General features: G+C 71.0%; 22 protein-coding genes and 1 tRNA gene. 14 read left to right on the top strand and 9 right to left on the bottom strand.

Features of this window, described 5'->3' with window-relative positions; all coding sequences use genetic code 11:
- Positions 1 to 227 precede the first annotated feature (227 nt).
- Positions 228 to 902 carry a Crp/Fnr family transcriptional regulator gene (locus OG332_RS24475; RefSeq protein ID WP_003981529.1) on the top strand — a complete coding sequence of 225 codons (675 nt, stop codon included), beginning with the start codon at positions 228 to 230 and terminating at the stop codon, positions 900 to 902.
- Positions 903 to 1,020: 118 nt separating this feature from the next.
- Positions 1,021 to 1,830 carry a nucleotidyltransferase domain-containing protein gene (locus tag OG332_RS24470; RefSeq protein ID WP_327415493.1) on the top strand — a complete coding sequence of 270 codons (810 nt, stop codon included), beginning with the start codon at positions 1,021 to 1,023 and terminating at the stop codon, positions 1,828 to 1,830.
- Here OG332_RS24470 and OG332_RS24465 read toward each other — a convergent pair.
- The 5 genes from OG332_RS24465 to OG332_RS24445 all read right to left on the bottom strand — a co-directional run bounded on the left by OG332_RS24465 (position 1,827) and on the right by OG332_RS24445 (position 4,738).
- The gene (locus tag OG332_RS24465; RefSeq protein ID WP_327415492.1) at positions 1,827 to 2,126 is read right to left on the bottom strand and encodes a hypothetical protein; all 300 of its coding nucleotides are present in this window, start codon (positions 2,124 to 2,126) and stop codon (positions 1,827 to 1,829) included. The two genes, OG332_RS24470 and OG332_RS24465, sit on opposite strands and share 4 nt — an antisense overlap.
- The gene (locus OG332_RS24460; protein ID WP_327415491.1) at positions 2,123 to 2,968 is read right to left on the bottom strand and encodes an MBL fold metallo-hydrolase; all 846 of its coding nucleotides are present in this window, start codon (positions 2,966 to 2,968) and stop codon (positions 2,123 to 2,125) included. Before OG332_RS24460 ends, OG332_RS24465 begins: the two co-directional genes overlap by 4 nt.
- Positions 2,965 to 3,873 (bottom strand): NUDIX hydrolase, encoded by a 909-nt coding sequence (locus OG332_RS24455; protein ID WP_327415490.1) that lies wholly within the window; start codon positions 3,871 to 3,873, stop codon positions 2,965 to 2,967. The genes OG332_RS24460 and OG332_RS24455 overlap by 4 nt, the downstream gene beginning before the upstream one ends.
- A gap of 233 nt (positions 3,874 to 4,106) precedes the next feature.
- A complete protein-coding gene (locus OG332_RS24450) occupies positions 4,107 to 4,580 on the bottom strand; it encodes a RidA family protein (RefSeq protein WP_327415489.1) in 474 nt (157 codons plus the stop codon).
- The gene (locus OG332_RS24445) at positions 4,577 to 4,738 is read right to left on the bottom strand and encodes a DUF4177 domain-containing protein (RefSeq protein WP_007264966.1); all 162 of its coding nucleotides are present in this window, start codon (positions 4,736 to 4,738) and stop codon (positions 4,577 to 4,579) included. The genes OG332_RS24450 and OG332_RS24445 overlap by 4 nt, the downstream gene beginning before the upstream one ends.
- Positions 4,739 to 4,839: 101 nt before the next feature.
- On the opposite strand from OG332_RS24445, the gene OG332_RS24440 reads away from it, so the two are divergent.
- Positions 4,840 to 5,823 carry an ArsA family ATPase gene (locus OG332_RS24440; RefSeq protein WP_327415488.1) on the top strand — a complete coding sequence of 328 codons (984 nt, stop codon included), beginning with the start codon at positions 4,840 to 4,842 and terminating at the stop codon, positions 5,821 to 5,823.
- Positions 5,820 to 7,181, top strand: a complete 1,362-nt coding sequence (locus OG332_RS24435; RefSeq protein ID WP_327415487.1) for an ArsA family ATPase — start codon at positions 5,820 to 5,822, stop codon at positions 7,179 to 7,181. The genes OG332_RS24440 and OG332_RS24435 overlap by 4 nt, the downstream gene beginning before the upstream one ends.
- Before the next feature lie 29 nt (positions 7,182 to 7,210).
- Here OG332_RS24435 and OG332_RS24430 read toward each other — a convergent pair whose 3' ends face one another.
- On the bottom strand, positions 7,211 to 7,561 hold the full coding sequence (locus tag OG332_RS24430) for a WhiB family transcriptional regulator (RefSeq protein WP_319722166.1): 351 nt from the start codon (positions 7,559 to 7,561) through the stop codon (positions 7,211 to 7,213).
- A 385-nt stretch (positions 7,562 to 7,946) separates the two neighbouring features.
- On the opposite strand from OG332_RS24430, the gene OG332_RS24425 reads away from it, so the two are divergent.
- Positions 7,947 to 10,238 (top strand): transglycosylase domain-containing protein, encoded by a 2,292-nt coding sequence (locus tag OG332_RS24425; protein WP_327415486.1) that lies wholly within the window; start codon positions 7,947 to 7,949, stop codon positions 10,236 to 10,238.
- 83 nt (positions 10,239 to 10,321) lie between these two features.
- Here OG332_RS24425 and OG332_RS24420 read toward each other — a convergent pair whose 3' ends face one another.
- Positions 10,322 to 10,783, bottom strand: a complete 462-nt coding sequence (locus OG332_RS24420) for a GatB/YqeY domain-containing protein (protein ID WP_319722136.1) — start codon at positions 10,781 to 10,783, stop codon at positions 10,322 to 10,324.
- Between the two features lie 68 nt (positions 10,784 to 10,851).
- On the opposite strand from OG332_RS24420, the gene OG332_RS24415 reads away from it, so the two are divergent.
- Together OG332_RS24415 and OG332_RS24410 are read left to right on the top strand one after the other, a co-directional pair.
- A complete protein-coding gene (locus OG332_RS24415) occupies positions 10,852 to 11,790 on the top strand; it encodes a metallophosphoesterase (RefSeq protein WP_327415485.1) in 939 nt (312 codons plus the stop codon).
- A 101-nt stretch (positions 11,791 to 11,891) separates the two neighbouring features.
- Positions 11,892 to 11,965: transfer RNA gene (locus OG332_RS24410), tRNA-Pro, on the top strand.
- Between the two features lie 106 nt (positions 11,966 to 12,071).
- Here OG332_RS24410 and OG332_RS24405 read toward each other — a convergent pair.
- Entirely contained in the window at positions 12,072 to 13,625 is a 1,554-nt protein-coding gene (locus tag OG332_RS24405) for a LacI family DNA-binding transcriptional regulator (protein WP_327415484.1), read from the bottom strand.
- Positions 13,626 to 13,995: 370 nt separating this feature from the next.
- Positions 13,996 to 14,553, bottom strand: coding sequence for a helix-turn-helix transcriptional regulator (locus OG332_RS24400; RefSeq protein WP_327415483.1), 558 nt, complete (start codon positions 14,551 to 14,553; stop codon positions 13,996 to 13,998).
- Positions 14,554 to 14,668: 115 nt separating this feature from the next.
- Here OG332_RS24400 and OG332_RS24395 point away from each other — a divergent pair, with 115 nt between their 5' ends.
- The 7 genes from OG332_RS24395 (at position 14,669) to OG332_RS24365 (ending at position 18,780) form a co-directional block, all read left to right on the top strand.
- Complete coding sequence (locus OG332_RS24395; RefSeq protein WP_327415482.1) at positions 14,669 to 15,190, top strand: helix-turn-helix domain-containing protein; 522 nt, start codon at positions 14,669 to 14,671, stop codon at positions 15,188 to 15,190.
- 97 nt (positions 15,191 to 15,287) lie between these two features.
- A complete protein-coding gene (locus OG332_RS24390; protein WP_327415481.1) occupies positions 15,288 to 15,434 on the top strand; it encodes a hypothetical protein in 147 nt (48 codons plus the stop codon).
- Complete coding sequence (locus tag OG332_RS24385) at positions 15,431 to 15,649, top strand: hypothetical protein (protein WP_327415480.1); 219 nt, start codon at positions 15,431 to 15,433, stop codon at positions 15,647 to 15,649. The genes OG332_RS24390 and OG332_RS24385 overlap by 4 nt, the downstream gene beginning before the upstream one ends.
- Before the next feature lie 77 nt (positions 15,650 to 15,726).
- Entirely contained in the window at positions 15,727 to 16,410 is a 684-nt protein-coding gene (locus OG332_RS24380; RefSeq protein ID WP_327415479.1) for a hypothetical protein, read from the top strand.
- A complete protein-coding gene (locus OG332_RS24375; protein WP_327415478.1) occupies positions 16,407 to 16,700 on the top strand; it encodes a hypothetical protein in 294 nt (97 codons plus the stop codon). The genes OG332_RS24380 and OG332_RS24375 overlap by 4 nt, the downstream gene beginning before the upstream one ends.
- Positions 16,697 to 17,779 carry a YqaJ viral recombinase family nuclease gene (locus OG332_RS24370; protein WP_327415477.1) on the top strand — a complete coding sequence of 361 codons (1,083 nt, stop codon included), beginning with the start codon at positions 16,697 to 16,699 and terminating at the stop codon, positions 17,777 to 17,779. Before OG332_RS24375 ends, OG332_RS24370 begins: the two co-directional genes overlap by 4 nt.
- A 2-nt stretch (positions 17,780 to 17,781) precedes the next feature.
- The gene (locus tag OG332_RS24365; protein WP_327415476.1) at positions 17,782 to 18,780 is read left to right on the top strand and encodes a recombinase RecT; all 999 of its coding nucleotides are present in this window, start codon (positions 17,782 to 17,784) and stop codon (positions 18,778 to 18,780) included.
- Positions 18,781 to 18,786 lie beyond the last annotated feature (6 nt).

Raw genomic sequence — 18,786 nt, 5'->3', positions numbered from 1 at the left:
CCTGCGGACCCCTTGGCCTGTGCTCTCACCGGCTTATTGGACACCCGGCCAGCCTAAGGCCGGCCGCTGACACCCGCCCGGACCTCAGGTAACACCACTCCGATTGGCCTCTCGCCGCACAGCACGCCCGTCCGTCCGGCATCCTTGTGATTGATCGCACTGTTTGAGCCGTCCGGCAAAATGGGGAGCACGGTCCCCGTGAGCTGGTCGACATAGGAGAGAGACTCGTGGACGACGTTCTGCGGCGCGCCCCGCTCTTCGCGGCGCTCGATGACGAGCAGGCCGCGGAGCTCCGCGCCTCCATGGGCGAGGTGACCCTCGCACGCGGTGACGCCCTGTTCCACGAGGGCGACCCCGGCGACCGGCTGTATGTCGTGACCGAGGGCAAGGTGAAGCTGCACCGCACCTCCCCCGACGGCCGCGAGAACATGCTGGCCGTCCTCGGCCCCGGCGAGCTGATCGGCGAGCTGTCGCTCTTCGACCCGGGCCCGCGTACCGCCACCGCCACCGCCCTGACCGAGGTCAAGCTGCTCGGCCTCGGCCACGGCGACCTCCAGCCCTGGCTCAACGCCCGGCCCGAGGTCGCGACCGCGCTGCTGCGCGCCGTCGCCCGGCGCCTGCGCAAGACCAACGACCAGATGTCCGATCTGGTCTTCTCCGACGTTCCCGGCCGTGTGGCGCGGGCGCTCCTCGACCTGTCGCGCCGCTTCGGCGTGCAGTCGGAGGAGGGCATCCACGTGGTGCACGACCTCACGCAGGAGGAGCTCGCACAGCTCGTCGGCGCCTCCCGCGAGACGGTGAACAAGGCCCTGGCCGACTTCGCGGGCCGCGGCTGGCTCCGCCTGGAGGCGCGTGCGGTCATCCTGCTGGACGTGGAGCGCCTGGCGAAGCGCTCGCGCTGACGCCGGGTCCCAGCGGTTCGAGGGGGTCCTGCCCGAGGGGCGGGGCCCCCTTCCGCATGTCCAGGACAAGGCCCCGCGCCTCGACCGCCGGCGGGGCTGGTCCGTGCACAGTGGAGGCATGGGGCACAGAGGGCTGGACACGTACGAGTACTTCGAGCGCGAGGGCTCCCTCGGGCAGGTCCAGGGGGAGTTCGCCGGCGTCGTCGCGGCCGCCCGCGGACGGCTCCGCGACGCGTACGGCCGGCGGCTGCACAGCGCGTACCTGTACGGGTCCGTGCCGCGCGGGACGGCCCGGCCCGGGCGGTCCGACCTCGACCTCCTGCTGGCCCTGCACCACGAGCCCGCCGACGAGGACCGCGACGCCGCAGAGGTGCTGGCGCGCGGGCTCGACGAGGACTTCCCGGAGATCGAGGGCGCCGGCATCCTGCTGTACGGCAAGGACACCCTGCTGAGCGAGGCGGAACGATTCGACCTGGGCTGGTTCCTCGCCTGCCTGTGCACGCCGCTGCTCGGCGCGGACCTGGCCGAGCACCTGCCGCGCTACCGTCCGGACAGCCTGCTCGCCCGCGAGACCAACGGCGACCTGGCCGACGTACTGCCCGGGTGGCGCAGGCGGGTGCGGGAGGCGTCGACCGAGGACGAATGCCGGAGGCTGTGCCGGTTCTTCTCACGGCACCTGGTCCGCACCGGGTTCACGCTGGTGATGCCGCGGTGGGGCGGCTGGACCAGCGACCTCGCCGAGTCCGCGGAGATCTTCGGCGGCTACTACCCGGAGCGCGCGGCCCAGATGCGCGCCGCCGCCGTCTTGGCACTGAATCCGGTCGCCGACCCGGCCGTGCTGCGCGCGTACGTCGAGGACCTCGGGCCGTGGCTCGCGGACGAGTACACGGCCCGGCACGGCACGAAGACCCCGCGGGACGCGGGCTAGGACTTCCGGGTGTCGGCGAGGGCCTCGACGGCCAGCTTGGCCTCGGCCAGGCCCGCGCCGGTGATCTGGCGGTAGGCCTTGATCGCCGAGATCTGCCGGTCGGCCGCGATCAGGGCGCGTACCTCGTCCATGCCGGCCGGCTCCGGCTCCTCTATGCCGAAGTGGTCCAGCACGAGGGCCAGGCGGCGCTCCATCAGGTCCGCCTTGAGCTGGAGGCTCTTCACGCGCAGCGACACCGCCGAGGTGATCCATCCGGCGGTGCCGATCAGCATGACGAGCAGGAACACGGTGTTCATTCGGGCCCTCCAGGGATCAGTCCGTGATCTTGAAGGTACTCGAGCTGCGCCCGGACGGACCATTCCGCCGCCGGCCACAGGGAGCGGTCCACGTCCGCGTAGACCCGGGCCACGACCGCCTCGGGGGTGACGAACCCGTTCTCGACGGCGGTCTCGACCTGGGCGAGCCGGTGCGCGCGGTGGGCCAGGTAGTACTCGACGGCTCCCTGTGCGTCCTCCAGGACCGGCCCGTGGCCCGGAAGGACGGTGTGCACCCCGTCGTCCACGGTGAGCGAGCGCAGGCGGCGCAGGGAGTCCAGGTAGTCGCCGAGGCGGCCGTCGGGGTGGGCGACGACCGTGGTGCCGCGGCCGAGGATGGTGTCGCCGGTCAGCACGGCCCGGTCGGCGGGCAGGTGGAAACAGAGCGAGTCGCTGGTGTGGCCCGGGGTCGGGACCACGCGCAGCTCCAGCCCGCCGGTCCGGATCACCTCCCCGGCGGCCAGGCCCTCGTCGCCGAGGCGCAGGGCCGGGTCCAGGGCGCGGACCTTGGTACCGGTGAGCTCGGCGAAACGGCCCGCGCCCTCGGCGTGGTCGGGGTGGCCGTGGGTGAGCAGGGTGAGGGCGATCCGCTTGCCGGCCTGCTCGGCGGTGGCGATGACCGCCCGCAGGTGTACCTCGTCCAGCGGGCCGGGATCGATCACGACGGCCAGGTCGGAGCCGGGCTCGGAGAGGAGCCAGGTGTTGGTGCCGTCCAGGGTCATCGCGGAGGCGTTGGGGGCCAGGACGTTCACCGCGCGGGCGGTCGCCGGCCCGGAGGTGACCACTCCGCGGGGCTGTCCGGGCAGTGCGGCGGCGTCGCTCATGCGGTGCCTCCCGGACGGCCGAGGCGGACCCGCTTGGTGAACTCGTCGTGGCCCGGCCAGCTGAGCACCACCTCGCCGTCCTCCAGCACGGCCTCGGCCAGCACCGGGGTGAGGTCCTGGCCGGCGGCCGCGGTGAGCGCGTCGACGGCGCTCCCGTACGGCTCCAGGGAGCGCAGGGTGGAGATGGTCGGCGGCATCATCAGCAGCTCGCCCTTGTCGTAGCCGGCGGCCGCGTCGGCCGGGCGGATCCAGACGGTCCGGTCGGCCTCGGTGGAGGCGTTGCGGGTGCGCTGGCCCTCGGGGAGGGCCGCGACGAAGAACCAGGTGTCGTAGCGGCGCGGCTCGAACTCGGGGGTGATCCAGCGGGCCCACGCCCCGAGCAGGTCGGAGCGCAGCCGCAGGCCGCGGCGGTCGAGGAACTCCGCGAAGGACAGCTCGCGGGCGACCAGGGCCTGCCGGTCGGCCTCCCAGTCGTCACCCGTGGTGTCACCGACGACGGTGTCCGGGGTCTCCCCGGCGAGCAGGACACCCGCCTCCTCGAAGGTCTCCCGTACGGCGCCGCAGACGATGGCCTGGGCGGTCCGGGCGTCCGTACCGAGCCGGGCGGCCCAGTCCTGCTGCGAGGGCCCCGCCCAGCCCACCTGGTGCTCCTCGTCGCGGGGATCGACCCCGCCGCCCGGATAGGCGTACGCGCCCCCGGCGAAGGCCATGGAAGCCCGTCTGCGCAGCATGTGCACGGCGGGACCGGCGGGGGTGTCGCGCAGGAGCATCACGGTGGCGGCGCGTCGCGGTGGCACCGGGACGAGGGAGCCGTCCGCGAGCGCGCGGATGCGGTCGGGCCACTCCGGCGGGTACCACTGGCCTCCGGCGGGGGGCTGCTGCTGACCATGCTGACCATTCGGCATGGCCGGATGCTACGGCCATCCGGCCCGATGTTCGAGGGTCCCCTGCCGCGGCCGGCGGCTCGGCAGGTCTGCGCCCGGCCTCGAAGACCCGGGGCTCCGCCCCGTACCCTCCCCCAGACTTCGTCCGGGGGGACCCCCACTCCTCGAACGCCGGAGGGGCTGGATTCGGCAGAGCCCGGCCGCCGCCGCGCGGGGCGGCCGGGGCCGGGCTCGTGGCCCCCTCCCGGGAGGGGTCAGGCTCCGGGGACCAGTTCGACCTGGATCTCGATCTCGACCGGGGCGTCCAGCGGCAGGACCGCCACGCCAACCGCGCTGCGGGCGTGGACGCCCTTGTCGCCGAGGACGGCGCCCAGGAGCTCACTCGCACCGTTGAGCACACCCGGCTGGGCCGTGAAGTCGGGGGCCGAGGCGATGAAGCCGACGACCTTCACGACACGCGCGATCTTGTCGAGGTCGCCGACGACCGACTTCACGGCGGCCAGGGCGTTCAGCGCGCACGTGGCGGCAAGCTCCTTGGCCTGCTCCGGCGAGACCTCCGCACCGACCTTGCCGGTGACCGGCAGGTTGCCCTTCACCATCGGGAGCTGGCCCGCGGTGTAGACGTACACGCCCGAGCGGACGGCCGGCTGGTACGTGGCCAGCGGCGGGACGACCTCGGGCAGGGTCAGGCCGAGGTCGGCCAGCTTCGCCTCGACAAGCCCGCTCATGCCTTCTCCCGCTTGAGGTAGGCCACGAGCTGCTCGGGGTTGTTCGGGCCGGGCACGACCTGGACGAGCTCCCAGCCGTCCTCGCCCCAGGTGTCCAGGATCTGCTTGGTGGCGTGAACCAGCAGCGGGACCGTCGCGTATTCGAACTTCTTGGTCATGGGAGCGAGGGTAGTGCCTGTGGTGCCGAGCCTCCCCCCGGGCCGAGTCCGGGGGGAGGCTCATGCATGTTCCGGGAGACGAGTGGTTAGGCTCGGACGCTGTGAGCAGGCTCCAGGTGGTCAGCGGCAAGGGCGGCACCGGCAAGACCACGGTCGCCGCGGCACTCGCGCTTGCCCTCGCACGCGAGGGCAAGCGGACTCTTCTGGTGGAGGTCGAGGGCAGGCAGGGGCTCGCGCAGCTCTTCGGTGCCGAGGCGCTCCCGTACGAGGAGCGGAAGATCGCCGTCGCGCCCGGCGGGGGCGGTGAGGTCTTCGCGCTCGCCATCGACGCCGAACGGGCGTTGCTGGACTACCTCCAGATGTTCTACAAGCTCGGCTCGGCCGGCCGCGCGCTCAAGAAGCTCGGCGCGATCGACTTCGCGACGACCATCGCCCCGGGACTGCGTGACGTCCTGCTGACCGGCAAGGCGTGCGAGGCGGTGCGGCGCAAGGACAAGGCCGGCCGGTACGTCTACGACCACGTGATCATGGACGCGCCGCCGACCGGGCGGATCACCCGGTTCCTGAACGTCAACGACGAGGTGGCGGGCCTGGCCCGGTTCGGGCCGATCCACAACCAGGCGCAGGCCGTCATGAAGGTGCTCAAGTCCCCCGAGACGTCCGTCCACCTGGTCACCCTCCTGGAGGAGATGCCCGTCCAGGAGACCGCCGACGGCATCGAGGAACTGCGCGAGGCCGGGCTGCCCGTCGGCCGGGTCGTCGTCAACATGGTGCGGCCGCACCATGTTGACGAGGACACCCTGCGCACCGCGGCCGGCGACCACCGCGCCGAGGTGGCCAGGGCGTTGTCCCGGGCGGGCCTCGGCGGCGCGCGCCGCGGCGGGCTGGCCGAGCGGCTGGTGGACCCGCTGCTCACGCAGGCCGCCGAGCACGCGAGCCGGGTGGAGCTGGAGCGCGCGCAGCGCACCGTACTGGCGGGGCTGGACCTGCCGACGTACGAACTGCCCCTGCTCGGCGCCGGGGTGGATCTGGCCGGGTTGTACGAGCTGGCCAAGGAACTGCGGAAGCAGACGGTGGCCGAATGAGCGAGGGGGTGGACACCGTGGGACTGGACACTCCGCCGCGGCTGGCGGTCGACCGGCTGCTGGACGACCCGGAGACCCGGATCGTCGTGTGCTGCGGGGCGGGCGGGGTCGGCAAGACCACCACGGCCGCGGCGCTGGGCGTACGGGCGGCCGGGCGCGGGCGGAAGGCGGTCGTGCTCACCATCGACCCGGCGCGCCGGCTCGCGCAGTCGATGGGCATCGACTCGCTGGACAACACCCCGCGCAAGGTCGCGGGCGTGGGCGCCGACGGCGGTGAACTGCACGCCATGATGCTGGACATGAAGCGGACCTTCGACGAGATCGTCGAGGCGCACGCAGACGGCGAGCGGGCCCGGGCCATCCTCGCCAACCCCTTCTACCAGTCGCTGTCGGCCGGCTTCGCGGGCACGCAGGAGTACATGGCGATGGAGAAGCTGGGACAGCTGCGGGCCAGGGACGACTGGGACCTCATCATCGTGGACACCCCGCCGAGCCGGTCCGCGCTGGACTTCCTGGACGCGCCCAAGCGCCTCGGGTCCTTCCTGGACGGGAAGTTCATCCGGGTGCTCATGGCTCCGGCGAAGGTGGGCGGCCGGGCGGGGATGAAGTTCCTCAATGTCGGCATGTCGATGATGACCGGCACCCTCAGCAAGCTGATGGGGGCCTCGCTGCTGAAGGACGTGCAGACCTTCGTGGCCGCGATGGACACGATGTTCGGCGGCTTCCGCACGCGCGCCGACGCGACCTTCCGGCTGCTCCAGGCTCCCGGCACGGCCTTCCTGGTGGTGGCGGCGCCCGAAGCGGACGCCCTGCGCGAGGCGGCGTATTTCGTGGAGCGGCTGGCCGCGGAGAGCATGCCGCTGGCCGGGCTGGTACTGAACCGGGTGCACGGCAGCGGCGCCGACCAGCTGTCCGCCGAACGGGCGTTGGCCGCCGCAGAGAATCTTGAAGAAGGCGGCATTGTCGATCAGGAGTCCGGGAAAGCTGGACTTCGTGACCCGGCCGCAGGACCGACCGAGACGGCCGGGACCACACGGACGGCGACCGCACAAACGGCGACCGCGCCGACAGCAGAGACGGCACGGACCGCAAAGACCGCGAACCCTCCCGAGACAGGCTCCCCCGGCACCGAAGGCGATACCGCGGTCGTCGACCGGATCACGGCAGGACTGCTGCGCCTGCATGCCGAACGGATGCAGGTGATCGCGCGTGAGCAGCGCACACGCGATCGCTTCACCTCACTGCACCCCGAGGTGGCGGTGGCCGAAGTGGCCGCCCTGCCCGGCGATGTGCACGACCTCGCCGGGCTACGGGCCATCGGAGAGCGACTCGCGGCCGGGGTTCCGGCCGGAGCGTAGGCGTTCGTACGTCGTGGCGTCCGCGTGGTCTACCCGGCTGCCGCGTAAGTCTCGTACGGAACGTCGATCTCCGTGTCTGCATCCATGGTGAGGATGCCCGTACTGCGCTCGTACTCCGTACGGGCGGTTTCGAGCAGCCGTCGCCACGAGGTGACGGTGGGACGCCGGCGCAGCAGCGCACGTCGTTCCCGCTCGGTCATTCCGCCCCACACGCCGAACTCGACGCGATTGTCGAGCGCATCGGCCAGGCATTCGGTCCGCACCGGACATCCGGTGCACACCGCCTTGGCCCTGTTCTGTGCCGCTCCTTGAACGAACAGTTCATCCGGATCGGTAGTGCGGCAGGCTGCCTGCGCACTCCAGTCGGTAACCCAGCCCATCCCGGCGCCGTCCTCTCCCGAATCGAGGCTCCCCCACGGCGGTAGCGGCATATTCACCGCTGCCAGTTGAGGACGTTACGGAAGGCGGGCACAGTGCAACACCCCCGACGGGCCCAATCTTGAATGGTCCGAACGGACTATGGGTAAGCGGCAGATCACCCGACGGAGTGATCCGGCGACATGCCCGGCCATTCCGGCAATTCGGGTGGAATCGGCGGATCAGCTTCAGCAGAGGGGCGAGATTCGGACATACGTCCACCCCATTCGGGAAGGGTGAAAATCAAGCCGAGGGGTTGATGTCGCACCGCACTGCTGTGACAGTTGGGGACAGCTTAGGCCAAGGCATTCGCGCGTGTCCGGCGAATCAGAACGTAGGCTGCCCCCTATGGGAAAGAAGCGCTCGGGCGGCGGGCTCACGGGGAGCCAGCAGGCCGCCAAGTTCCTCGGGGTGTCCGTTCTCTCCGGAGTTGTGCTGGCCGGCATGGCGATTCCGGCTGCAGGCGCCCTGGGGCTGGCAGCCAAGGGCACGGTCGAGGGATTCGATGAGATCCCGGCCAATCTCAAGACTCCGCCACTGAGCCAGCGGACCACGATTCTGGACGCCGAGGGTGGCTTGATCGCCACCGTCTATTCGCGCGACCGGCAAGTGGTCCCGCTCACGGCGATCTCCCCGTACATGCAGAAGGCGATCGTCGCCATCGAGGACTCCCGTTTCTACGAACACGGAGCCGTCGACCTCAAGGGCATCCTGCGCGCGGTCAACCGCAACGCGCAGGAGGGCGGCGCCGCACAGGGCGCCTCCACGCTCACCCAGCAGTACGTGAAGAACGTGTTCGTCGAAGAGGCCGGCGACGACGAGACCAAGGTGCGCGAGGCCCAGGAGAAGAGCCTCGGCCGCAAGATCCGCGAGCTGAAGTACGCGATCCAGGTCGAGGAGGAACTCGGGAAGAAGAAGATCCTCGAGAACTACCTCAACATCACGTACTTCGGCCAGCAGGCGTACGGAATCGAATCCGCGGCCCAGCGCTACTTCAGCAAGCCGGCCAAGGACCTGGCCCTGGAGGAGTCCGCGCTGCTGGCCGGCGTCGTGCAGTCGCCGAGCCGGTACGACCCGGTGAACGACACCCAGGAGGCGACGAAGCGCCGCAACATCGTCCTGCAGCGGATGGCCGACACCAAGGACGTCTCGCAGGCGGAGGCGGACGCGGCCAAGGCGAAGCCGGTCACCCTGAAGGTGACCAGGCCGAAGAACGGCTGCATCACCGCGGTCAAGGGCGCGGGCTTCTTCTGCGACTACGTGCGCAACACCTTCCTGACCGACGCCGCCTTCGGCAAGACGCGCGAGGAGCGGGCGAAGGTCTGGAACCAGGGCGGCCTGACCGTCCGCACGACCCTGGACCCGCAGTCGCAGGACGCGGCCAACGAGTCGATCAAGGACCACGTCTACCAGGACGACGCGATCGCGACGGCCGTGACCATGGTCCAGCCGGGCACCGGACGGGTGCTGGCGATGGGTCAGTCCAAGCCGTACGGCTTCGGGAAGAACGAGACGCAGATCAACTACTCCGTGGACAAGCGGATGGGCGGCTCGAACTTCGGCTTCCAGGTCGGCTCGACCTTCAAGCCCTTCATCGCGGCCGCCGCGCTGGAGCGGGGCCTGCCGCCGACGAAGGTCTACCCGGCGCCGAACAAGATGGACTACCCGAGCGGGATCTCCCGCTGCGACGGGTCCCAGTACGTCAACGTCAGCAAGGAATCGGCGGAGAACGAGACCGAGGACGAGATCGGCCCCTACGCGCTGCGGACGGCGATGGAGAAGTCGATCAACACCTACTTCGTCGAAATGATCTCCGAGATCGGCCTGTGCCCGGTGTCGGAGATGGCGCAGAAGCTCGGCGTGGTCCCGGCGAGCGGGGCGAAGCTGGCCGACGGCCCGGCCATCGCGCTCGGCTCGGAGGAGATGTCCCCGCTGACGATGGCCAACGCGTACGCGACCTTCGCCAACCGCGGCGTCTACTGCACCCCCGTCGCCATCGAGTCGATCACCGACGCGCACAACAAGGCCCTCTCGGTGCCGAAGAGCAAGTGCGAGCGGGCGATGTCGGAGACGACCGCCGACACCATCAACACCCTGCTGGGCGGAGTGATCGACTCCGGCACCGGTGAGCGGGCCGGTCTGACCGACCGCGACAGCGCGGGCAAGACGGGTACGACGGACAACCGCTACAACGCCTGGTTCGTGGGCTACACCCCGAACATCTCCGGCGCGGTGTGGGTCGGCTCGGGCGGGGCCAAGAAGGTCACGATGGAGAACATCGTGATCGGCGGCAAGCCCTACCTGAAGGTCTTCGGCGGCGGTCTGCCCGGCCCGATCTGGAAGGACGCGGTCACGGGCGCGCTGGACGGTCGTGAGGCCCTGCGCTTCGTCACGGTCAGCATCCCGGAATCGAACGTTCCGTCCGGCGGCTCCCGCGGCAACAAGCCGCCCACCACCACCCCGACCAGGCCCGGCAAGCCGGGCGGCGACGGAAAGCCCGGCGGGCGGCCCGGCGGTCAGACCGCCGGAGCCACCGGGGGCGCCACGGGCGGGGCAACGGGCGGTGTCAGTCCGCAACCCCCCTTCCCCGGGGTCACGATCGACCCGGGCGGCCTGATCGGCGGCCCCGACGACCAGTAACGGTCGGCGCACCACACGGGGGAGGGCCCCAGCCGGTTCCGGCTGGGGCCCTCCCCCGTCACTTCCCGGATCTGTTCCCGGCCCTACGAGAGCTGCTGCTTGACGACGGCGGCGACACGCCCGCCCTCCGCCAGCCCGGCGACCTTCGGGTTCACGATCTTCATGACGGCGCCCATGGCCCGCGGCCCCTCGGCACCCGCGGCCTTGGCCTCCTCGACCGCCTGCGCCACGATCGCGACGAGCTCGTCGTCGGTGAGCTGCTTGGGCAGGTACGTGTCGAGGAACTCGCCCTCCGCGGTCTCCCGCGCGGCCTGCTCGGCACGGCCGCCCTGGGCGAAGGCCTCCGCCGCCTCGCGGCGCTTCTTCGCCTCCTTGGCGATCACCTTGAGGACTTCCTCGTCGGAGAGCACACGTGCCTCCTTGCCGGCGACCTCCTCCTTGGTGATGGCGGAGAGGGTCAGGCGCAGCGTGGACGAGTGCAGCTCGTCACGTGCCTTGATGGCGGTCGTGAGGTCTTCCTGGAGCTTGGCCTTGAGCGTGGTCATGGATGTGAGTCTGCCAGGTGCGGGGGCAGTGGCGCTCACTGGTTTTCCGCGTCTGAGACGATGGGGCCATGCGTGCGCGTTACGGAGTACCCCTGAAAGCGGCTGCCGGAATCGCTGCGGTGGGGGCCGCGGGTGTGGCCTATGCCGCCGGTTTCGAGGCGAGGTCCTTCCGCCTGCGCCGGGTCACGGTGCCGGTCCTTCCCCGGGGGATGCGTCCGCTGCGCGTACTCCAGGTGTCCGACATCCACATGGTGGGCGGGCAGCGCAAGAAACGCGCCTGGCTGCAGTCCCTGGCCGGCCTGCGCCCCGACTTCGTCGTCAACACGGGCGACAACCTCTCCGACACCGAGGGCATCCCCGAGGTGCTCGACGCGCTGGGCCCCCTGATGTCCTTCCCGGGCGTGTACGTCTTCGGGTCGAACGACTACTACGGGCCGCGGCTGCGCAACCCCGGGCGCTACCTGCTGGAGAAGGCCCAGGGCCGGCACGGGCTGAACGGCAACAAGCCCGTCGTCGGCGCCGTCCACAACCCCTGGGAGGAGATGCGGGACGCCTTCGACGCGGCGGGCTGGCTGAACCTCACCAACACCCGGGGGCGGCTGAAGCTGGAAGGCCTGGAGCTGGCCTTCACCGGGCTCGACGACCCGCACATCAAGCGGGACCGCTACGAGATGGTCGCCGGCGGCCCGGAGAAGGACGCGGACTTCTCGATGGCCGTGGTGCACGCCCCGTACCTGCGCGTCCTGGAGTCCTTCACCGCCGACCGGTACCCGCTGATCCTCGCGGGGCACACCCACGGCGGGCAGCTGTGCATCCCCTTCTACGGGGCGCTCGTCACCAACTGCGACCTCGACACCAAGCGGGTGAAGGGCCTGTCCACGCACGAGGCGGCGGGTCGGCGGGCGTACCTCCACGTGTCGGCCGGCTGCGGCACCAACCGCTTCACCCCGGTCCGCTTCGCGTGTCCGCCGGAGGCGACCCTCCTGACGCTGACGCCGCAGGTGTAGCGCCTGCGCGACCGCTCCGCGATAACCGGATTTCGTCTCCGGCGAGAGGTCCGCTAAAGTAATCGATGTCGCCAGGACAGCAAGTGCTGCAAGGCGACGATCGGGGTGTAGCGCAGCTTGGCAGCGCGCTTCGTTCGGGACGAAGAGGTCGTGGGTTCAAATCCCGCCACCCCGACTTCGTAACAGCAGGTCAGGGCCGGTTTCCCCTCGGGGAGACCGGCCCTGACTGCGTTGTATCTGGGTGTCTGGGTGTCAACTGGGTGTGATCTTGAAACGGGGTGTCACCGCTCGGCGGCGCGCTCCTGCAACAAGCGGTCCAGGACCGGCACCGGGGAGCGGGGGGCGAGGGCCAGGCGGTCGTCCAGCGACTCGTGCCAGACCTCGGTGAGCTGCTCCATGAGGAGCGCGCGCATGGTGTCCGTCACGTGGGTGTACCGGGCGCCGACCGATCCGTCCTCGTGACCCATCCGCTCGTCCATGAGCACCTTCGGGGTGCCCAGCTCCTCCATGAGCGTGCGGTGCCCGTGGCGGAGCCCGTGGCGGGTCAGCCGGTCCTTGATCGGCATCCAGCACGCCTCTGCCCGTGCGGAGGCGCCACGGCCGCGCACAGGGACGCCAGGGAAGGGGCCGCCGGTGACCGGCACGGGGTGCGCCTCGGCCGGCGCCTTCCTCGGGTACCAGCCGGTGGCGGCCGGGGTGAAGATCCACTGTGCGTGGCCGGAGCGCCGCCAGTGCGCGGCCTCCCGGGCGGGGCCCGTCTGCCGGACGAACCCCACCTCCGCGATCGCCTTTTCCACCCGCTCGCGTGTCGCCTGCCGGACGGTGTCCGGGCGGTTGAGCACGTTGGACACCGTGCCGGTGGACACCCCGGCGAGCGTAGCGACCTCACGGAGGGTGGGCCCTGCCTGCCTCGTGCCGCCCTGGCCCCGGCCGCTGAACACGTACGTGAGCCCGTGGCAGGCGCAGGGCTGCGGCTGGGTGCGGGTGACGTGCTCCCCGACGAGGCGGGACAGCCACCCCGGGGAGTCGATCGTGCGGTAACTGTCGTCCTTCGGCGGGCAGCGGGTGAATTCCCCGGTGTCCAGTTCGTAGAGCTGCCACTCGACGCGGAACGCGCGGGAGTCCGGGCGGGCGTACTGGGTCTCCAGGCCGACCAGTTCCCCCCAGCGCTTGCCGGTGTACGTCTTGAGCACGTGGGCCACGAACTCGTCGTCGCGGCCGGACAGCAGGGAGGCGCGCTCCGCGATGAGGAGGGAGCCGGTCATGGACGTGATGGCTTTCTCCGGGCCGCGGCTCCGGCCGCGCCCGTGTCGCCGGCCTCGTCCTCGACGGCGCTCCGCGACGTTCTTCGGGGCGAGGTCGGCGTCCACGGCATCGGCCAGGATGAGGTGGAGGAGGGAGCGGTAGGTGCGCACGCTGCTGACGGCGAACTGCTTGCGCTGCTCCTTCTCCCAGGTGTCCACCATCGCCGTGGTGATGTCCTGGATCGCCTTGTCGCCGAAGGTCGGCAGTAAGTGGGCCAGGGAGCGCGGGTAGTTCTGCATCGTGGAGTCGGCGAGGCTCTGGCCCTCCAGCCACTCCTTCGCGAACTCCCCGAAGGTGACGCGCCGGGCGGCTGCCTCCTGCTCCGGTGGCACGTAGCGGCCGGCCTTCGCGGCCTCGAACGCTTCTACCTCGGCCTTGTCGGCGGCCTTCTGCGCGGTGGTCTTCGTCGGGTACCGGACGGCTCGACCGTCCGCGTCCACGACTACGCCCTGTGCCTTGCGGTCTGGCCGCTGGTAGCAGGCCCGGTAATAGGTCTTCCCCCGGGCCGTTCGCTTCTCGGCGTACGCCACGCCCCTCACCCTCCCTCTGCATGAGACACGAAGGCGTCCAGCACCTGGCGGGTTGTGTATCTCCCCTCCGCCAGGAGTGCGGTGATCGCCTCTTCCTCTTGAGCCGTGAAGTGGTCTGCGTTCAGGCAAAGGATGTTGTCGCTGTGGTCGTGATCGACCCAGGCGACGACCCCCCCAGGGGCTCCTGAAACGCGGCGCGCACGACGGCATGGCTGTATGGCCATACGAACTCCCGAACGGGAATCGGTGCATCCGTCACCCGTTCACGGTATTTAACCCGCCAATGTGAAACAGGTGTAAAAAGTCTGTGACAAGTGACTGATATGCACTCGTAAGTGCACCAATCCGTCCACCCGTTCGAGGAAAGCGCCTACTCCTCGGTGGTCACATCGATCCGCAGCGACCGGAGCGCGGCGAGCAGTTCCTCGTCCGTCGCCCCGTCCTCGCCGCGGATCACGATCGTTGCGCGCACCTTGCCGGACGGCGTACGCACCTCCGCCACCCGCGCGTCCAGCAGCGGGCCCTCTCTGAGCGACTGCTGAACGAGCACGGACAGGTCCGAGGCCGGCGCCTCGGGTGCCGTTTCCGTCCGGGCCGGGTTCGCTTCCTCGTCCTCGCGGAGGACAGGGTCGCCCCCGCACAGGACAGCTTCCACGGACGGGTCGGTCCAGCCGACAAGGCGGGCGTACGCGAGAACCGTGGGGGTCACCCGGGCAATCGCGCCTTTCTCGATGTTGTGGAGCGCGCCACGCTTCACGCCGATGGCCTCGGCGACGTCTTGCTGCTCCATGCCGCGTTCTGCGCGAGCGGCCTTTAGCGCCTCGCCCAACCGGCGCCAGTCTCTGGTCATGGCCCCCATGATGCCGCACGCACGTGCAACGGCAAGGGCGCGCAGCCAGCGCAAATGGGCGCACGCGTTGCAGAACATGTCTGAAAAGTGTGCATCTGGCATAGACCACCAGACGGGTGAATGTTCAGAGACTGCACTCAGAAGTACCCCATACGTCTTGCAAGCACGTTGATCACATGTCTAGTGTCTGAACGTGACACCGAACGGCACGGCAATCAAGGCGTTGCGGCAGGTCCAGTCTCTGAGCCTGCGCGCTCTGGCGGACATGGCCGGTACGTCGGCCAGTCAGCTCTCCCGGATCGAGAACAACAAGGCCGGGGCTGGCGATGACCTGATCCACCGCCTCGCGGAAGCGCTTGACGTGCCGGTGGACGACATCACCCGAGGAGAAGTCATGTCGACCAAGGAAGCGGCCCCCGAGGGGACCGTCGACATTCCGGCCCAGGGGCCGAAGAAGAGGCCGGCGCCCGAGCGGGAGGTGCCGTACCCCGGCACCGACGAGGGCGCGGTCTTCCACTACACCCCGGAGGAGGCGGCCCGGTTCCTGCCGTGGTCCGCGCTCCAGCTCCGGCGGAAGGCGTACGCCCGCGAGATCCCGTTCAACGACGGCGGGGCCCGGGTGTCCTTCACCGGCCTGGACATCCGCGAGATCAGCGCGATGACCGCCGTACGCCCGCTGATCGAGACCGCTCCGGTCCAGCAGCGCAGCGCCTGAACAACGGCGACGCCACCGGGGACGACGGGCCATGCCGGGCCTTGATCGCCGCCCCCAGCGCCGCCGGTACCTCAACCACGAAGCGAATCGAGGAACCGTGAAGCAGCACCCTAGCGCCTCACACGACCCCCGTAACTGCGCCCACTGCGCCCCGCTCCGGCACCCGTCCGGCGCGAAGACCCGCCGACAGCTCGCCGTGATCGGCCGCCCGCGCCCCGCGCAGGACGGGCAGGTGGGCAAGTGAGCAACGTCGTTCTGGCCCTGATGCTCGCCTGCGGGATGGCCGTCCCGGTGAGCGTGCTCCTGTCGCGTACGGAGACCGCCCCGGCCCTCGCCGACGTCGACCCGGAGAGCACCCCGCACGAGGACGGCGACTGCCCGCACTGCGCGGACCTCGCCATCCCGCCCGGTCTCACCGGCCGCGTGTCCGTCCCCCGTCAGCGGGGTGAGCAGGCGTGAAGTCCCGCAGCATCTACCGCTCTAAGCCCGACCACGCCGGTGCCGCTGCCGCTGCGCGCGCGCAGCGGGGTGTGTGGGTGGCTGCCGCCCTGTACCCGGCCCGGGAGTCCGCGACGAAGGCCGCCGTCCGCGTGCCGTCCGCACAGGGATTCAAGGCGTACGAGCCCGCCGGGGAGTTCGAGGCGTACGCCGCCCAGCACGCCAACGGGTGGGCTTTGTGGGTGCGCTGGGTCGCCGGCGACGAGCCGGTGCCCGCGCTCCCGGAGACCATGACGGTCCGGGTCACCAACCGTGGCGAGGGGCCCGGGTACTCCGGGGTCGGCATCGTCACGGTGACCGTGGCCGCCCGCTGCCCGCAGTGCGGCGGGCCCCGTGGCTGGGACACCGTCAAGACCAGCCGGATCACCGAGGACGGTGAGCACTACTACGCCGACGCGTGGTCCAACCCGTGCGGTCACCTGGACCTGTACGCGGACGTCCTGCGCGAGTCCCGGCTGCGGCCGGTGCCGACCACGGCGCTGCTGGAGCTGCCCGCCCCGGTGCCGGAGGTCGAGCCGCCGACACCGGACAGCGCGGCCGGTCTCGTCCTGGCCGCCGCGAAGGAGCGGCGCGGGATGCACGCCGCCCAGGCCGCGAACCTCCTGGTCGAGCACGGCATGACCGATGAGGCCGAGCTGATCCGTACGGAGATGCGCGCCCGCCGGGGGCACCTGTCCGCGAAGGCCGCCGCTCACCTCCTGCACAGCGGGGGTGCCCAGTGAGCAGCCTCACCGCCGTTACGCACGTCGCGTTCCTGCGCGTCGCCTCCTCCGAGGAGCCCGAGCGGTTCCAGCGGCTGGTCGGCGAGGTCGTCAGCGACGTCACCGCGCGGGGCCTGAACAACCGCGCCACGGCGGCCTGGACGGCGGCCGACCCGGTCGCCCTCGCCGCCGAGATCGAGGCCATGGCCGGCGCCCGCCGCCTCCGCGCCCTCCACCACCCCGACCGCTGCCGCTGCGAGCCCTGCAAGGTCACCGCTCGCGTCCGCGCCGTCAGTAAGGACCTGCTGTGACGACGACCATCGACACGATCCCGCTGTTCGACGCGGCGACCCCGGCCGCGGCTCCCATCCCGCCCCGGACCGACGCGCCGACCGCGCGCCTGCTGCTCCCCTCCTCCGCTACCGAGGAGGAGTGGCACCAGGTCCGCCGGTCCGGGATCGGTGGGTCCGACGTGGCCGCGATCCTCGGCCTGGACAAGTACAGGGGGCCCAGGCACGTCTACGAGGCCAAGCACGGCCGGGACGTGGAGGGCGACAACGAGGCGATGGAGTTCGGCCGGGAGCTGGAGGACGTCATCGCCCGGTCCTTCTCCCGCCGGTCCGGCATCGCGATCAGCACCCCGCCCGGCACCCTCGTCCACACCGAGCACGCGTGGATGCTCGCCAACGTCGACCGCTACGCCTTGGACGAGGGCGGCGCCGTGGTGGCCCCGGTCGAGTGCAAGAACAGGTCGGAGTACCAGGCCGACGACTGGGAGGACGGCGTCCCCGACTCCCCCGCGATCCAGGCGCATTGGTACATGGCCGTGGGCGGCTGGGACTACGCGTGGGTGGCCGCGCTCATCGGCGGTAACCGGCTGCGTTACCACCGGCTGGAGCGCGACGAGGAGCTGATCGGCTACCTGACGGAGACCTGCGGCGGCTGGTACCAGCGGCACGTCGTGGACGGGTTCCCGCCCCCGGCGGACGGCCTGGAGGCCACGAAGGATCTGCTGGGCCGCCTGTGGACGGCCAAGCCCGAGGACATCGTGGAAGTCGACCGCGACCGTGCCGAGGAGCTGCGCGCGGAGCGGCTGCGCCTCCGGGCACAGATCGAGGCCCTGGAGACCGCGCTGACCACGGTCGAGAACGAAATGCGCCTCCTCAACGGGGAGTCCGAGGTCGCGAAGGTCGGCAAGTCCGTGGCCTGGTCGTGGAAGCAGAACGGCAACTTCGCGCCGTCGCGGTTCCGGAAGGCGTACCCGGAGCTGGCCGCCGAGCTGACGACGCTCGTCGAGGCGCTGGACATGGACCGGCTCAAGGCCGAACACCCCGACATCTACACCGAGTTCCGCGCCCGTGTGCTGCGCGTGCCCGCGAAGGAGCTGTGACCATGACGACCAGTCTCAAGGACCGCGTAAGGGCTGCCGCCGAGCGGACCGCCGGGAAGGCCGGCCCCGCGCTGGAGGACCAGCACGAGCGGACGCCGGACGGCGTCGAGGAGGCCGCGGCCGGGCACGACGAGCCGGACACCTCCGAGGGCGAGATGTCGTGGCTGCGCCGGTACGAGGAGCACGTCACCGAGGCCCTGCCCGAGCACGTGGAGCCGGGCGCGTTCTTCGCCGCCGTCCGGGCCGCGCTGCCGACGCTCAAGCGGTGCTCACCGGCGAGCAAGCTCCAGGCCGTCCTGACGGCCGCCCGCTTCGGCCTGGCGCCGGACGGCAAGCTGTCCGTGATCCGGGCCGACGGGGCACAGGCGACGTTCATCCCGACGTACCGGGGTTACATCGACCTGATGCACCGGTCCGGCCGGGTGGAGTCGGTCCACGTGGGCGTGATCCACGCTAACGAGGAGTGGGCCTCCGAGCCGTCCGCACCGTACCCGCTGGACTTCACGCACAAGGCGCGGCCGGACCTGCCGCGCGAGCAGCGCGGGGCCGCGATCCTCGCGTACGCCTTCGCCCGGATGAAGGGTGGCGGCCGGTCCCACGTGGTCCTCCTGAACCGGGAGGACGCCGAGGAGATCCGCGACGAGTACAGCGAGGCATACCGGCGCGCGGAGGAGTCCGGCGCCCGGGATTCCTTCTGGCACACCCACTTCCTGGACATGTGGATCAAGTCCGCGATCCGGCGCCTGGAGAAGTACGTGCCGACCTCGGCCGCGCTGCGCGCGCTGGGTGACGTCGAGGACGCCGGCGAGGCCGGTCAGGTCCAGATCACCCTGGCCCCGGACCCGGAGGACGCGGCCCTCGTCGCGGACGCCGAGCGGGCGCACCGCGCGGCCGAGGCCACCCAGGACCCGGCCCGGCCCGGGTCTGTGGCCCTGCCGGTCAAGGCCAAGAAGCGCGGGCGGTCCAAGCCCAAGAAGCAGCGGGGCGGCCGTCGCCGCTGAGTGACC

Origin of the sequence: Streptomyces sp. NBC_01233 (genome assembly GCF_035989305.1) — a bacterium.
In the GTDB taxonomy this organism is placed as follows: domain Bacteria; phylum Actinomycetota; class Actinomycetes; order Streptomycetales; family Streptomycetaceae; genus Streptomyces.
The sequence above is the reverse complement of the archived record's forward strand: the minus strand, read 5'-3'. Positions and strand labels throughout refer to the sequence as shown.